Origin of the sequence: Bacillus sp. FJAT-22090 (assembly GCF_001278755.1) — a bacterium.
Lineage (GTDB): Bacteria > Bacillota > Bacilli > Bacillales_A > Planococcaceae > Psychrobacillus.
Genome location: NZ_CP012601.1, coordinates 1595996 through 1611083, shown reverse-complemented (window position 1 = coordinate 1611083; position 15088 = coordinate 1595996). Strand labels below are relative to the sequence as shown.

Annotated in this window: 18 protein-coding genes; 17 read left to right on the top strand and 1 reads right to left on the bottom strand. The window is 36.0% G+C overall.

From position 1 onward, the window contains the following. The first annotated feature begins 325 nt into the window (after window positions 1-325). The 8 genes from AM499_RS08430 (at window position 326) to AM499_RS08395 (ending at window position 6272) form a co-directional block, all read left to right on the top strand. Complete coding sequence (locus tag AM499_RS08430) at window positions 326-1570, top strand: tetratricopeptide repeat protein (RefSeq protein WP_053589786.1); 1245 nt, start codon at window positions 326-328, stop codon at window positions 1568-1570. Between the two features lie 18 nt (window positions 1571-1588). Then, on the top strand, window positions 1589-2140 hold the full coding sequence (locus AM499_RS08425) for a ReoY family proteolytic degradation factor (RefSeq protein ID WP_053589785.1): 552 nt from the start codon (window positions 1589-1591) through the stop codon (window positions 2138-2140). Between the two features lie 11 nt (window positions 2141-2151). Next, complete coding sequence (locus AM499_RS08420; protein ID WP_053589784.1) at window positions 2152-2598, top strand: DUF2487 family protein; 447 nt, start codon at window positions 2152-2154, stop codon at window positions 2596-2598. Between the two features lie 158 nt (window positions 2599-2756). Continuing rightward, window positions 2757-3260, top strand: a complete 504-nt coding sequence (locus AM499_RS08415) for a QcrA and Rieske domain-containing protein (RefSeq protein WP_053589783.1) — start codon at window positions 2757-2759, stop codon at window positions 3258-3260. A gap of 20 nt (window positions 3261-3280) precedes the next feature. Then, window positions 3281-3955, top strand: coding sequence for a menaquinol-cytochrome c reductase cytochrome b subunit (gene qcrB, locus AM499_RS08410; protein ID WP_053589782.1), 675 nt, complete (start codon window positions 3281-3283; stop codon window positions 3953-3955). A 41-nt stretch (window positions 3956-3996) separates the two neighbouring features. Continuing rightward, a complete protein-coding gene (locus AM499_RS08405) occupies window positions 3997-4779 on the top strand; it encodes a menaquinol-cytochrome c reductase cytochrome b/c subunit (RefSeq protein WP_053589781.1) in 783 nt (260 codons plus the stop codon). A 156-nt stretch (window positions 4780-4935) separates the two neighbouring features. Next, a complete protein-coding gene (locus AM499_RS08400; RefSeq protein WP_053589780.1) occupies window positions 4936-5532 on the top strand; it encodes a lipoprotein heptaprenylglyceryl N-acetyltransferase LhaT in 597 nt (198 codons plus the stop codon). A gap of 56 nt (window positions 5533-5588) precedes the next feature. Beyond that, window positions 5589-6272 carry a zinc metallopeptidase gene (locus AM499_RS08395; RefSeq protein WP_053589779.1) on the top strand — a complete coding sequence of 228 codons (684 nt, stop codon included), beginning with the start codon at window positions 5589-5591 and terminating at the stop codon, window positions 6270-6272. Window positions 6273-6316: 44 nt separating this feature from the next. Here AM499_RS08395 and AM499_RS08390 read toward each other — a convergent pair whose 3' ends face one another. Next, window positions 6317-7186 (bottom strand): YitT family protein, encoded by an 870-nt coding sequence (locus AM499_RS08390; RefSeq protein ID WP_053589778.1) that lies wholly within the window; start codon window positions 7184-7186, stop codon window positions 6317-6319. Window positions 7187-7289: 103 nt separating this feature from the next. Between AM499_RS08390 and AM499_RS08385 the strand changes: the two genes are divergently transcribed. The 9 genes from AM499_RS08385 (at window position 7290) to panD (ending at window position 14408) form a co-directional block, all read left to right on the top strand. Continuing rightward, on the top strand, window positions 7290-7622 hold the full coding sequence (locus AM499_RS08385; protein ID WP_053589777.1) for a nucleotide pyrophosphohydrolase: 333 nt from the start codon (window positions 7290-7292) through the stop codon (window positions 7620-7622). A 2-nt stretch (window positions 7623-7624) separates the two neighbouring features. Beyond that, window positions 7625-8407 carry a 4-hydroxy-tetrahydrodipicolinate reductase gene (gene dapB, locus AM499_RS08380; RefSeq protein ID WP_053589776.1) on the top strand — a complete coding sequence of 261 codons (783 nt, stop codon included), beginning with the start codon at window positions 7625-7627 and terminating at the stop codon, window positions 8405-8407. 4 nt (window positions 8408-8411) lie between these two features. Beyond that, window positions 8412-8819 carry a methylglyoxal synthase gene (gene mgsA, locus AM499_RS08375; RefSeq protein ID WP_053589775.1) on the top strand — a complete coding sequence of 136 codons (408 nt, stop codon included), beginning with the start codon at window positions 8412-8414 and terminating at the stop codon, window positions 8817-8819. Window positions 8820-8831: 12 nt separating this feature from the next. Then, a complete protein-coding gene (bshA, locus tag AM499_RS08370; protein ID WP_053589774.1) occupies window positions 8832-9962 on the top strand; it encodes an N-acetyl-alpha-D-glucosaminyl L-malate synthase BshA in 1131 nt (376 codons plus the stop codon). A gap of 1 nt (window position 9963) precedes the next feature. Next, the gene (locus AM499_RS08365; protein WP_197275625.1) at window positions 9964-11148 is read left to right on the top strand and encodes a CCA tRNA nucleotidyltransferase; all 1185 of its coding nucleotides are present in this window, start codon (window positions 9964-9966) and stop codon (window positions 11146-11148) included. Beyond that, a complete protein-coding gene (locus tag AM499_RS08360; protein WP_331457314.1) occupies window positions 11138-12118 on the top strand; it encodes a biotin--[acetyl-CoA-carboxylase] ligase in 981 nt (326 codons plus the stop codon). The genes AM499_RS08365 and AM499_RS08360 overlap by 11 nt, the downstream gene beginning before the upstream one ends. Window positions 12119-12343: 225 nt before the next feature. After that, window positions 12344-13198, top strand: a complete 855-nt coding sequence (panB, locus tag AM499_RS08355) for a 3-methyl-2-oxobutanoate hydroxymethyltransferase (protein WP_053589772.1) — start codon at window positions 12344-12346, stop codon at window positions 13196-13198. Further along, complete coding sequence (gene panC, locus AM499_RS08350; protein WP_053589771.1) at window positions 13176-14021, top strand: pantoate--beta-alanine ligase; 846 nt, start codon at window positions 13176-13178, stop codon at window positions 14019-14021. The genes panB and panC overlap by 23 nt, the downstream gene beginning before the upstream one ends. A gap of 3 nt (window positions 14022-14024) precedes the next feature. Further along, window positions 14025-14408, top strand: a complete 384-nt coding sequence (gene panD / locus AM499_RS08345; protein WP_053589770.1) for an aspartate 1-decarboxylase — start codon at window positions 14025-14027, stop codon at window positions 14406-14408. Window positions 14409-15088: the final 680 nt, after the last annotated feature.

Sequence of the window (15088 nt, the reverse complement as noted above, 5' to 3'; positions counted from 1 at the left end):
TAGCCTAGTTGGCTTAGTATTATATTACGCTTATTTAAAAAGCGCTCAAGCGAGGGCAATTAAAAAAGTCTATAGCATTTGACTTTACTAAATAATGTCGTCCGCTAAATAAGACAATAGTTGAAACGGCTCGGCGCTCGCCCGCTGAAAGCGACCGGTATGATTCGGAAGCCTTTCTTTATCCAAAAAATAAAAAGACAGTAAATAACTCGTTTATTAGAATTTTGCCTACTTTCTTTAACTCTCCGATTTATGGAGAGTTTTTTTCTTGTTCATATGCAAATGTTCTTGTACGATAAAGTTATAAAGAAAGTATGGTGATAATATGGAGAAAATGATGCCTTTTATCCAAGCGATGGAGGAAGGGGATACGGAGAAGCTAGGAACAATAGTGGATCGTTTTTTAATCGAAGGAAATCCAGATGAACACTACGAACTTGCTGATTTATTATCCCAATACGGTTACACAGAAGAAGCAATAAAAATTTTAGAGCATCTTCAATATTTATTTCCAGAGGAAAGTCAATTAAAAATAGACCAAGCACAGCTATGTTTAGAGATGGATCGAGAAGATGAAGCATTAAACTTGTTAACAAGTATTGATAAATCAAGTGAAGCATATCCTCAAGCATTGCTTACTTTAGCCGACTACTATCAAATGATAGGATTATATGAAGTTGCGGAACAAAAAATAAATGAGGCAATTGGATTAATACCAAATGAACCATTATTGCTCTACGCTAAAGGTGAACTATTATTTGAAACTGGAAGATATTTAGAAGCAGCTAGGATAATGGAAGAATTATTGCCACAGAAGAATACATTGCAAGGAGTCGACTTGCCTTTGAAGCTTGCGGAAATATATAGTGCAGGAGCCGCATATGAAGAGGCAATTCCTTATTATGCAGACGCCTTAAAGACTGAGGTTGCTCCAGACGTTTTATTTCATGCAGCATATGCTTCTTTTCAAGTACGACATTATGAAACGGCAATTAAGTATTTAGAAAATTTACTTGAAATAGATCCTGATTATTTTTCTGGTTATATGTTACTGGCAGAATCGAATGCCATGTTGGAAAAGAATGAAGAAGCGTTAAAAGTAATTACTGAGGGCATTGCAAGAGATGAATTTGAAAAAGAATATTATTTATTTGCCGGTAAAATTTCTCTTAAATTGGGTAAAGTGAAAGAAGCAGAGTCATTTTTACGTGAAGCCATTGCACTAGATCCTGAATATATGGATGCAATATTTACGCTTACCTCACTGTTTGCAACAGAAGAACGTGACGAGGAATTAGTTGATTTATATGAGGATCTTAAAAAAGAGAACTTTGAATGGTCTTCCATGTATCCATTTTTAGCTTCAGCATTCGACCGATTAGAAATTTACGAAAAAGCATACGAATTTTATAAGTTAGCATATACTGACCATAAGGACGATGCACAATTTTTAGAGAAATACGTATACTTCCTTTTGGAAGACGGAAAAAGAGAAGAAGCACTAGAAGTAGTGGCTTTACTACAGAAATTAGAACCTGAAAATAGTACTTGGTTTGAAATGGTTGAATAAAAAGGAAGGAGAGGTTACGTGACTGCTTCTGTTTCAGTTGGCGAAAAGAAAGAATTTGTCCGTTGGTTTTTGAAAAAATATCAGATGAAAAGAAGAGAATGCGTCTGGATCTTGAACTACTTAATCAGTCATGAGACACTTTTGAATAATGTGCATTTTGTAGAAGAAGCGCATTATTGCCCAAGAGCAATGGTGATGTCTGTCACGACATCATCAGGAATACCATTCCGATTTTATAAGGGAAGCGTTATGACAGCTGATGCAGAAAAATCATTTCATGATTTGAGGCTTCACCCAGAAGAAGAAATGTATATCCAGTTAAATTTTCAAACGGTTCCACCAAGTCCTGAATACTTAGCAGTACTAGAAGAAAATCCTTATATGCCGAAGTATTTGCATATTAGCGAAAAGGATAAACTAATTGTAGAAGATATCTTATCTGAGAGTTTGTATTCCTTTCAAGTAGAACATTTACAAAAACAAATCGATGAAGCAATCGACCAAAATAACAAAGCTAAATTTTTAGAACTATCAGCAATGTGGAAAGCACTAGTAGATAAAGATATTTAGGAGAGATAGAGATGCATTGGAACGGTAAAGATAGCGCAGTATTTCAAGCACAAAAAGAATATATAGATACAGCAGTAGTCCCATTAACATTAATTGATGGCTCTGAGCAAGGATTCCAATTTGCAGCATCAGCTGCCGATTTTACATTATCCTTAGCAAATATAATCGAAAATCAATTCAAAGGAAGGATTGTTTTATTTCCTTCCTTCTCTTACACAAAAAATCAGGACAAGCTCACATTATATAATCAGTGGAAAGAAGAGTTGAATAAAGCCGAGTTCAAACATGTATTTTTCATTACTTCTGATAAAGAATGGAGTTCACTGGGAGAAGAGAAAAATATTTTTTGGACACCTTCTGTTCCTCTCGATTCTATGGATCAAAAATTGAGAAATTCCGTGTTGGAAGATCAACTTCGTCAACTTATTCCGACATTCGCAAAAAAATGGGCGAATTAGTGACAATATCTTTCATTAATTGTTCACAAAGTATATAATTCGTTTCAAAGGAATATTGACCTTCCTTTTTTATTGATATATCATTGATATGTCCTAGTATTATTAATTCAAGCAAGTATGTCCATTGGACTGACCTTTAAGTTAGAGGGGGGAAAAGGATGAGTAACAATAAAGTATCAAGACGTCAATTTCTAAGTTATACATTAACAGGTGTTGGCGGATTCATGGCTGCAGGTATGCTAATGCCTATGGTACGTTTTGCAGTTGATCCTGTATTGCAAAAATCAGAAGGCGGAGATTTTGTACTTACGGAAAAAAAAGTTGCTGATATTACGGAAGTTCCTGAACGTGTTGACTTCACATTTGAACAAGTCGATGCATGGTACAAGTCTGATGTAACAAATACTGCATGGGTTTATAAAGAAGGAGATCAAATTATTGCTCTTTCACCGGTATGTAAACATCTAGGTTGTACAGTGAACTGGGAAGGTGACCCAGCTCACAAAAATCAATTCTTCTGTCCATGTCACGCAGGTCGCTATGAGAAAAACGGGAAGAATGTTCCAAAAACACCACCTCTAGGTCCGTTGGATCAATATGAAGTACGTGAAAATGACGGTTTCTTAGAAATTGGAAAAGCTATGCCTAACACATTAGTTTAAAGTAAGGGGGTACGACATCAGTGCTGAACAAAATCTATGATTGGGTGGATGAACGTCTAGATATTACACCTATATGGCGTGATATTGCGGACCACGAAGTACCAGAACACGTAAACCCTGCACACCATTTCTCAGCATTTGTATATTGTTTTGGAGGATTGACATTCTTTATTACGGTAATTCAAATATTATCAGGTATGTTTTTAACTATGTACTATGTACCAGATATTGAAAATGCATGGGAATCTGTTTACTATCTTCAAAATGAAGTAGCATTCGGTGAAATCGTGCGTGGGATGCACCATTGGGGAGCATCACTAGTAATTGTTATGATGTTCTTACATACGTTACGTGTATTCTTTACTGGTTCTTATAAAAAACCTCGTGAACTAAACTGGATGGTCGGAGTATTAATCTTCGCTGTTATGTTAGGTTTAGGATTTACGGGCTACCTACTACCTTGGGACATGAAAGCATTGTTCGCAACAAAAGTAGGTATTGAAATTGCTGCATCTGTTCCATTTATTGGTGGAGCAATAAAAACATTATTAGCTGGTGATGAACATATCATCGGTGCACAAACTTTAACAAGATTCTTTGCGATTCATGTGTTCTTCTTACCAGCTGCATTATTCGCATTACTTGCAGCTCACTTTATCATGATTCGTCGTCAAGGTATTTCTGGTCCACTATAATGGGTAAGTGGAGTAGATAATTCTTAAAAGGAGGGGACATTATGCATCGCGGAAAAGGTATGAAATTTGTCGGTGACTCTCGAATAACAGATCCCGCAAGCCGACCAAAGAAAACTCCGAAAGATTATTCTGAGTATCCTGGTAAAACAGAAGCTTTCTGGCCAGACTTTTTATTAAAGGAATGGTTAGTCGGTGCAGTTTTCTTAGTTGGTTATTTAGTTTTAACCGTTGCGCATCCATCACCACTTGAGCGTCAAGCGGATCCAACAGATACAGCGTATATTCCATTACCAGACTGGTATTTCTTGTTTTTATATCAATTATTAAAATATGAGTTCGCTTCTGGTCCATTTAATGTTATTGGATCAATCGTTATGCCAGGACTAGCTTTCGGTGCGCTATTATTAGTACCATTCTTAGATACAAGTAAAGAAAGAAGTCCTTGGAAACGACCACTTCCAACTGGATTTATGCTTCTTGCTATTGCTTCAATCATTTTCTTAACTTGGGAATCAGTTGCAAACCACGATTGGGAAGCTGCTAAAGCTCAAGGGGAAATTAAAGAAGAGGTTGCTGCAGTGGAGATTGATGAAACTTCTGAAGGTTATCAAATATACCAAGGTTCGTCCTGTATTGGATGTCATGGTAACGCCTTCGAAGGTGGTTTAGGAAAACCGTTAATCGGTTTAGAATATACTGCTGAAGAAATTGTTCAAATTGCTCATGAAGGTCAAGGCGGAATGCCAGGTGGTACCTTCCAAGGTTCTGAAGAAGAACTTCAAAAACTTGCAGAGTTTATTACAACACTTCAACCAGCAGAATAATATTTTAAATTATTATAGGACTGTCATGAAAACGTTTGTCAATCGAGACGTAACGCACGAAGTGCAAACAACGAAGATTGCGAGCGTTTGTCAACAGTCTTAAAGAGTCAGGAAACTGGCTCTTTTTTTTTACCTACATATAAGAGGAGCGTTTACATGAAAGATCAAGTGACGGTTTTGAAAGTAATACTCTACAATAAATCATTTATGTGGCTATTATTCCTTGTAAACTTATTAGGTACAATTTACGGTTACTACTGGTATGAATCTCAGCTTTCTATTACGGAACCAAAATTTTATTTATTTGTCCCAGATAGCCCGACAGCAAGTTTATTTTTCACGATAGCATTATTAGGTTGGTTACTAAAGAAAAATTGGAAGTTAATCGAGGTTCTTGCCTTAATCACTTTAGTAAAATACGGACTTTGGGCAGTTGTAATGAATCTTTGGACTTATGTAGAAACAGGATCAATCGGATGGATGGGTTGGATGCTAGTAGCCTCACACTTTGCAATGGCACTTCAAGCAATCTTATATATGCCATTCTATAAGTTTAGATGGGTACATATTTTAATTGCTTCTATATGGACGCTCCATAATGACGTTATAGATTATGTGTTTGACCAAATGCCTATATATAGAAGTATAAGTAGCTATTCCAATCAAATTGGATATTTTACATTTTGGTTATCAATTGCGTGTATTACTATTGCAATTGTAAATTATCAAAAAAGGTCAAAGCGAATTAGTTGATTGAAGAGAACATTCCATTTAAAATAGTAGTATAGATTGAGAGGGGGAAAAATTAGTTGGTTTCTTACATTGTATATTTTGCAATAATTTTGTTATTGCCAATTTATGCACAAATGAAAGTAAAAAGTACGTTTAAAAAATATTCAAAAGTACGTTCGACATCTGGAATGAGCGGTGCCCAAGTAGCTAGATCAATTTTAGATGCAAATGGATTACAAGATGTTAAAGTAGTAGAAAGTAGTGGGTTTTTAACTGACCATTACAATCCGATGACTAAAATTGTTGCATTGTCTTCGCAAAATTATCATGAGTCTTCGGTTGCTGGTTCAGCAGTTGCAGCCCATGAGGTTGGACATGCTATTCAACATAAAGAAGCATATTCTTTTCTAACTATTAGACATAAACTAGTTCCAATCGCTAATATTTCTTCAAATGCTTCTTGGATTTTCATCATGATAGGTATGCTTGCAACTTTCCCTAGTTTAATGTTACTTGGTATTGTATTGCTTGCAGTAGGCGTAGTATTCCAAATAGTAACCCTCCCAGTGGAGTTTAACGCTTCCAATCGTGCGATGAACCAAATGGTATCGTTAGGAATTATTCGCAATGAAGAAGAACCTCACGCGAAAAAGGTACTTAACGCCGCTGCATTAACATATGTAGCTGCTGCTGCAGTAGCAGTACTTGAGTTAGTACGTTTAATCTTAATATACACAGGTATGGCAAACAGAGACGAATAGAATTTAAAAAGGATTGTCCCTCGTCGTTATGGGACAATCCTTTCTTATTCAATTGGTTTTTTCTCGTCATCGAGTGTGAAGCCTTCACCCATAACGTCATGCACATCCATAAGAGATACAAAAGCATGTGGGTCAACGGAAGTGATAATAGACTTTAATGCAGTAATTTCATTTTTAGCGACCACACAGTAGAGAATTTCCCGCTCATTCTTAGTAAAATGACCGTGTCCACGAAAAATAGTTACTCCACGGTCCATTATTTCTGAAATGCGATCAGCAATTTCATTTTGCTGTTCAGAAATGATAAATGCACCTCTTGCAGAATAAGCACCTTCTTGTACGAAATCAATAACTCTAGCCCCAACAAAAACAGCGACTAAGGTATACATCATCGATCTTTCGTCTAAAAAAGTTAACCAGGAAAGTAATATAACAAAAGCATCAAATAAAAACATCGTTTTTCCCATGCTCCAGCCTTTGTATTTATAGACTAGACGAGCAATTATGTCTACTCCGCCAGTTGTTCCACCGAATCTAAAAATAATACCTAAACCAATTCCAACGAAAACTCCGGCAAACAGGGAAATAAGAAACAAATCATCCTCTAATCCTAATTGGAATTCGTATACATGAAATATCTTTAAGAAAACTGAAACAGAGAATGTTCCTATTACAGTATAAGCAAACATTTTTCTGCCGAGCAATTTCCAACCAATGATAAACATTGGAATATTTAGTAGTAGATTCATCAATGCTGGATCCCAGTTAAATACGAAATATAAAACTAATGTAATACCAGAAAATCCACCTTCTCCAAGTTCGTTTTGCATATTAAAGTGTACAAAACCAAAACTATAAATAGCGGATCCAATTATTATAGCTATAATATTTTTAAGTTTTAAACCAATCCCCATGAATCCACCTCACTATAATAGTATACTTATTATTATCATTCATTTGTTTGCTTTTGACAACCAGTGTATATTTTTATTAGGATGAGTAAGGGAGTGTGAAAATATGTCTGAAAATAAAACGTTAGTTGACTTACAAAAAGATGTAGATATATACATAAATCAATTTAACGAAGGTTATTTTCCACCAATGGAAATGTTAGCTAGACTGACAGAAGAGTTAGGGGAGCTTTCCAGAGAGATACAACATAAATATGGTACGAAGAAAAAAAAGAGTACGGAAGTTGATAAAGAACTTGCAGAAGAAATGGGAGATTTCTTTTTTGTGTTAATTTGTTTAGCAAATGCAGAAGGAATTGACTTACAAGAATCCTTGCAAAAGGTATTAAATAAATACAATACAAGGGATAAAGATCGTTGGACTAAGAAGGAGGACTAGTTATGGTTATAAAAGTAGCAGTCGCAGGGCCAAGAGGAAGAATGGGAAAAGAAGCAGTAGCTACAATAGTTAAAAATACAGACTTTTTATTAGTTAGTGTTTTAGACAATAAAAAAAATGAAGACTTTTTAGGAGATAATATTCCGATATTCACTTCTTTAAAAGAGTTAATATATCAAACCGAACCTGATGTACTTGTAGATTTAACAGTACCAAGCTCTGTTTTTGAACATGCAATGATAGCTTTGGATAGTGGAGTAAGACCTGTGATTGGTACTACAGGCTTTACTGATTTACAATTAGATGAGATTCGAAACAAAGTTGAGGAGAAGGAAATAGGATGTATTATCGCTCCGAACTTTTCAATTGGAGCCGTCCTAATGATGAAATTCTCCCAAATGGCTGCTAAATACTTACCGAATGTAGAAATAATTGAAATGCATCATGATAAGAAGGTGGATGCTCCTTCAGGTACAGCAATAAAAACAGCACAGATGATTAATGAAACGAGAACTACATTTAAGCAAGGTCATCCAGATGAAAAAGAAATTATGGAAGGGGCAAGAGGGGCAAACTTTTCCGGAATGCATATACATAGCGTACGAATGCCAGGTCTACTTGCACATCAACAAGTTCTTTTAAGTGGAGAAGGTCAGTTATTGACTATTCGACATGATTCGTTTGACCGGACTTCTTTCATGTCTGGGATTGTGTTATCCATCACGGAGATAATGAAACAAAATACACTAATTTACGGCTTAGAAGATATTATTTTAGAGGAGTGACATGATGAGAATAGCATTAGTGGCACATGACAAAAAAAAGGATGATTTAATTCAATTTGTTACTGCATATAAAACTATTTTTGAGGAACATGAATTATTTGCAACAGGAACGACAGGTACACGAATAATTGACGAAGTAGGTTTGTCAGTATTCAGATACAAGTCAGGTCCCCTAGGAGGGGATCAACAAATTGGTTCAGCTATAGCGAACAATGTAATGGATATGGTAATTTTTTTCAGAGATCCCCTTACTGCGCAACCTCATGAACCAGATGTATCTGCTTTAATCCGATTATGTGATGTATATCAAATACCTTTAGCGACAAACATGGGTACTGCAGAGATATTACTAAAGGGAATTGAAGAAGGATTTTTGGATTGGCGGTTGCTTGAAGAGAGACGTACACGTTAAGGATGTGATTTTATGCGCAAATTGAAAATTGGAATAACCTGTTATCCGACGGTTGGCGGATCAGGTGTTATTGCTACTGAATTAGGGAAATTGCTTGCTGAAAAAGGTCATGACATTCACTTTATCACTTCCAGTATGCCTTTCCGTTTAAACAGAATGTATCCAAATATAACGTTTCATCAAGTAGACGTTAATAGCTATTCTGTATTTCAATATGCCCCATATGATATTGCATTAGCTAACAAAATGGCTGAAATAATTGAAGATGAAGGTCTAGATGTTTTGCATGTACATTATGCGATTCCTCATGCAGTTTGTGCTATTTTAGCCCGTGATATGGCGGATTCAGACATTGGCATCGTTACAACATTACATGGTACCGATATAACTGTGCTTGGTGAGGATTCTTCCTTATCAGGTGCCATTCGATATGGTATTGAGAAATCAGATGTTGTCACTGCGGTTTCGGATTCCTTAGTTAGCCAAACATTGGAGTTAATTTCTCCTAAAAAAGAAATAGAAACTGTTTATAATTTTGTCGATGAAAATGAATATACAAAAAAAGAAGATAGAAATTTAAAGGAATTATTAGGAATTAGAGAAGATGAAAAAGTAATTATTCATGTTTCTAACTTTAGGAAAGTAAAACGTGTGCAAGATGTAGTCAAAAGCTTTGAGTTAATTCGAAATGAGATTCCTACTAAATTATTATTAGTTGGAGATGGACCTGAAAAACACCCTATTATGGAATATGTTAAAGGGAAATCTATTGAAAATGATATATTATTTTTAGGGAAGCAAGATAATTTATCTGAGTTATATTCAATATCAGATTTAATGCTACTGCTATCTCAAAAAGAATCTTTTGGATTAGTATTATTGGAAGCAATGGCATGTCAAGTCCCTTGTATTGGTACAAAAATTGGTGGTATACCAGAAGTCATCTCACATGGTGAAAATGGATATCTTGTTGAACTAGGAGATATAAATAAGGTCGCTGAATATGGATTGAATATATTACAAGACCCATTATTACATAAAGAACTAAGTGAAACATCTCTAAAAATTGTAAAAGAACGTTTTAGTTCTGCTAGTATTGTTGAACAGTATGAATCGTTATATGAAAGAGTGGCGAGAAAATAACATGATGAAGAATCGGTGGCCGATTGCATATCAAGTAATTGAACAGCTAGAGCAAGCTGGATTTGAAGCATATGTAGTAGGAGGAGCAGTCCGCGATTTCATAAGAGAAGTCGATGCAAATGATGTAGATATAACTACTAACGCGACACCGATTGAAGTCAAACAATTATTTAAACACACAATTGATGTAGGGATTGAACATGGAACAGTACTAGTTGTATTAGATGAAACAATCGAAGTGACTACTTTTCGTTCAGATGCAACCTATTCCGATTTTAGAAGGCCAGATCACGTTGAATTTGTTCGATCGCTTCAAGAAGATCTAAAAAGAAGAGATTTTACAATGAATGCAATGGCTTTAACAAAATCAGATGAGTTAATAGATTACTTTGGTGGTCAAAAGGATATTGAGAATAGATTAATACGAGCAGTTGGAGACCCGAAAAAGCGTTTTTCAGAGGATGCACTTCGAATGCTAAGAGCAGTTCGTTTCTCTGCTCAGCTGAACTTTTCCTTACAAGAATGTACATTGGATGCAATTAATTCGTTGCATGCTTTGATTGAGCATGTATCTATGGAAAGAGTAAAGGTTGAACTCGAAAAGATTTGGACAAGTACTTATGTCGGAAGAGGAATGGAATTATTTGTATCAAGTAAACTTGCAATAAATTTTCCAGGTGACTGGGATACTTATTTGGAAAAATGGAATAGCTTTAATTACTTTGGTAATACCGCAAATGGTTGGGCCTTTTTTTCACTTATGCAAAAAAGTGATGATATAAATACTTTATTAAATTTTTATAAGTGCTCCAATGCTGAAAAATCCTATGTGAAACAAGTATCAGATGCAGTAGAATTATTGAAAAAAGGACATTGGACTACCTATGAAATTTTTCAATTTAATGAAGATGTTCTAATAGCGGCAGCTAACTATGGTGCGCTCTTATTTGGAATTTCAGTTTCCTATACAAATGAGTCAATTCAACAATTAAAAAAAGCTATTCCGATCTCTTCTTCGAAAGAAATTGTAGTAAACGGAAATGACATTATGGAATGGAAACAACAAAAAAGGGGACCTTGGTTAAAAGACGTTATTGATAAAATGACGGAAGCTATTGTTAATGGACGAGTAGCGAATAATCGAAAAAGTATAAAGGAATGGTTTTTTCGTGAATATGACGAATAAAGAAAAAATACTAGCCCAATTGATTGCTGCAAAAGGAAACCCGATATCTGGCCAAAAGCTTGCAGATGAATTATCTATCTCACGAACAATGATTTGGAAGCACTTGAAAGCGCTAGAAGAAGAGGGGTATGTCGTGGAGGCTGTTAAGAAAAAAGGATATATTCTTCAAACAATCCCGGATATTGTATCGAAAGAGAGAATAACTCCACTATTAGAAACAAAGCAATTAGGTCATAATATCCTATATTTCCCTGTTTGCGATTCCACCCAAAACATTGCAGCTGAGTCTGCCAGAGATGGTGTCTCTCATGGAACGGTAGTAATTACGGAAGAGCAAACATCTGGTAGAGGTAGGTTAGAACGAGCTTGGGATTCCACTGCGAATAAAGGAATATGGATGAGTGTCATTATTCGACCAGAAATCAGTCCACATCAAGCACCGCAATTTACACTTGTTTCTGCTGTCGCTATAACAAAGGCAATAGAATCATTAACAGGTTATGCACCTGAGATCAAGTGGCCGAATGATTTATTGTTAAATGGAAAAAAAGTGACTGGAATATTAACGGAGCTACAAGCAGATATGGATCGTGTTCAATCTATCATTATTGGAATTGGGGTAAATGTAAACCAAGATACGGAATCTTTTAACGAGTCCATTCAATCCATTGCTACTTCATTAAAAATGGAAACAGGATTAGAGATTGATCGAGCTGAGTTAGTTGCTAAAATCTTATTTTATTTAGAAAAATACTCGTCCATTTATGTAGAAAATGGATTTGAACCTATAAAACTTTTATGGGAAAGCTATAGCTGTACAATTGGAAAAAGAATTAGAGCCAGCCTCTTAAGAGAAACACTTGAAGGGGTAGCTATTGGAATAACTGCTGATGGTGTACTAGAGCTTCGTTTAGATAGTGGGGAAATTAGAGGAATTTATTCTGCAGATATTAACTTGATTGACAAATAATAATTTGGACTATTTTGTAGTATTCTGTTATTCTGTATGCGAAGGGTAGTATCTTTATTGAACTGCACCTGCTTATTATTTTACTGTAATTAAATAGTCTGCCTTGATCATGTAACGACAGGGACGGAGAAAACCTCAATTAACTTTTTCTGCCCTTCTGCCCATTTCTGGGATTGAAGGGCTTTTTATCGGTTTTCTTCTCAATAAAAAGAGGAGTGATACACAATGAAAACAACAAGTAGTTTTGTAGAGATGAAAAAAAACAATGAAAAAATTGCAATGATTACTGCATACGATTATCCTACTGCTAAGTTTGCAGAAAATGCAGGAATGGATATGATTCTAGTTGGAGACTCCTTAGGTATGGTAGTGCTTGGCTATGATTCAACTGTTCTTGTGACGCTAGATGACATGATACATCATGGAAAAGCTGCTAGAAGAGGTGCACCTAATACTTTTTTAGTAGTAGATATGCCTTTTGCAACTTATCATGGTTCATTAGACCAAACACTTTCGAATGCAGTAAAAATTATGCAGCAAACGAGTGCACAAGCTGTAAAAGTGGAAGGTGCAGATGAAGTAATTCCTGTCATTCAAAGATTAACTTTCGCAGGTATTCCGGTAGTTGCCCATCTAGGTTTACTTCCACAGTCAGCTGGTGTTCTCGGTGGATATAAAGTGCAAGGTAAAACTGCAGCAGCTGCAGAAAAATTAATAGAGGATGCAAAAAAATGCGAGCAAGCAGGTGCTTGTGCAGTAGTTTTAGAGTGTATCCCTCATCAGCTAACTGAAAACATTTCTACTGCTTTAACAATTCCTACAATAGGAATTGGAGCTGGTGTTACTGCGGATGGTCAAGTGTTGGTTTTCCATGATATGGTTAAATATGGAACACATCATATACCGAAATTTGTAAAGGAATTTGCAAATATTGGTGGACCAATTGCAGATGGTATAACACAGTATGTACAAGAGGTTAAACATAAATCTTTCCCAGCAGAGCAACATCAATTTACTATGAAAGAAGATCAACTTCAACAATTGTATGGAGGAAAACATGAAAACAGTACAAACAATTAATGAATTGCAAGAATTTCTAAATAGTAATAAAGGAAAAACAATTGGATTAGTTCCTACGATGGGATACTTGCATGAAGGACATCTCGCTCTACTAAACAAAGCAAGACAGGAAAATGATATTGTCGTTTCTAGTATTTTTGTCAATCCTGCTCAGTTTGGTCCAAACGAAGATTTAGATCGGTATCCAAGAGATATTGAGCATGATACAGAGCTTGCAATAGGAGCGGGGGTAGATGCTCTTTTTGTTCCGTCTGTTTCAGAAATGTACCCTTTTGAAAGCGGTATTTCTATTCATGCAGGGGAGCTTTCCACTAAACTTTGTGGAGAAAGTAGACCAGGACATTTTGATGGTGTATTAAAGGTTATTACTAAGTTATTTCATTTAGTAGAACCGACAAATGCTTATTTTGGCCAAAAGGATGCGCAACAACTTGCCATTATTGATACATTTGTTCAAGCTTATAATTTTCCTGTTCAAATTGTTCGAGTGCCAACTGTTCGAGAACATGATGGACTTGCAAAAAGTTCACGAAATGTCTTTTTAAGCGAAAAAGAAAGAGTAGAAGCCATTCATTTATATAAAGCATTAACTATTGCGACCGATACATGGATGGAAACAAAGAATATTCAGGATGCGCTTGCAGAAGGTAAGGCTCATATTGAACAAAACACATCAGGTCGAATCGACTATTTTCAAGCATTATCCTATCCAAATTTAAGAACGGATCTGAATAATGTGGAACAAGTATTGTTTGCAACAGCTGTATTTTTTGAAAATGCCCGTTTGATCGATAATATAATAGTTGAAGTAAAGGAAGTGTGATTGATGTTACGAATGATGTTAAATAGCAAGATACACCGCGCAGTTGTGACTCAAGCAGATTTAAATTATGTAGGTAGTATCACGATCGATCAAGATATTTTGGATGCAGTAGGGATGCTGCCTAACGAGAAAGTGCATATTGTAAATAATAACAATGGAGCACGTTTTGAAACGTATATTATCTCTGGTGAAAGAGGAAGCGGTGTTATTTGTGTAAATGGAGCAGCTGCTCGCCTCGTGCAACGAGGAGATATTGTTATTATCCTTTCCTATGCCTACGTGATGAATGATGAAGCCAAAACACATCAACCAACAGTAGCCATTATGAATGATAATAATACGATTAAACAGATAATACATTACGAACCTGAAGCTACAGTGATGTAATTTACTATCCGGCCAAAGACTTATTAGATTACTAAAATTCTTGAATGCGAGGGACGTGACTTTATCACGTCCCTCGCATCTTTTTGTAGTAATGAAGTAGAAGAAGTTGTTCAAAGAACAAAGTAATAGTTTGAAAACAGAAATTCTTTAAATGGTGTGATAAAGGGGTACCCTTCTTATCTAGATGCATTCGCGCTGGCCGCACGTCCGCATGAGCCGCTGTATGCGCTAAGGCGCATACATCTGTCTCATACGGCACTTCAAGCGGCTGGGAAGGCGCGACTGCAGGTATCATCAATTTCAAAAAAAGGTTTTCAATTAAAATGAGCTACATCGTATTGTAAGACCTAAATACTTTACTTGTTATCAATGATTTTTCATCAAAAATAGGATGTGCAAACGACGAAGGAGCAACTCTTCCTACGGAGGCTCATACATAGCGTGCGGCAAGCGCACATCCGAGTCCTAAAAGAGTAAATTAATTAGTTTTTATGTTATATGGATAACTTCTTATCTATTTGCATTCGCGCTGGCCGCACGTCCGCATGAGCCGCTGTATGCGCTAGGCGCATCAATCTGTCTCATACGGCGCGTCATGCGGCTGGGAAGGTGCGAATGCAGGTGTCATCTAGTACAAATAAAAGGTTTCAATTAAATTGGGCTACATCGTATTGTAAGAC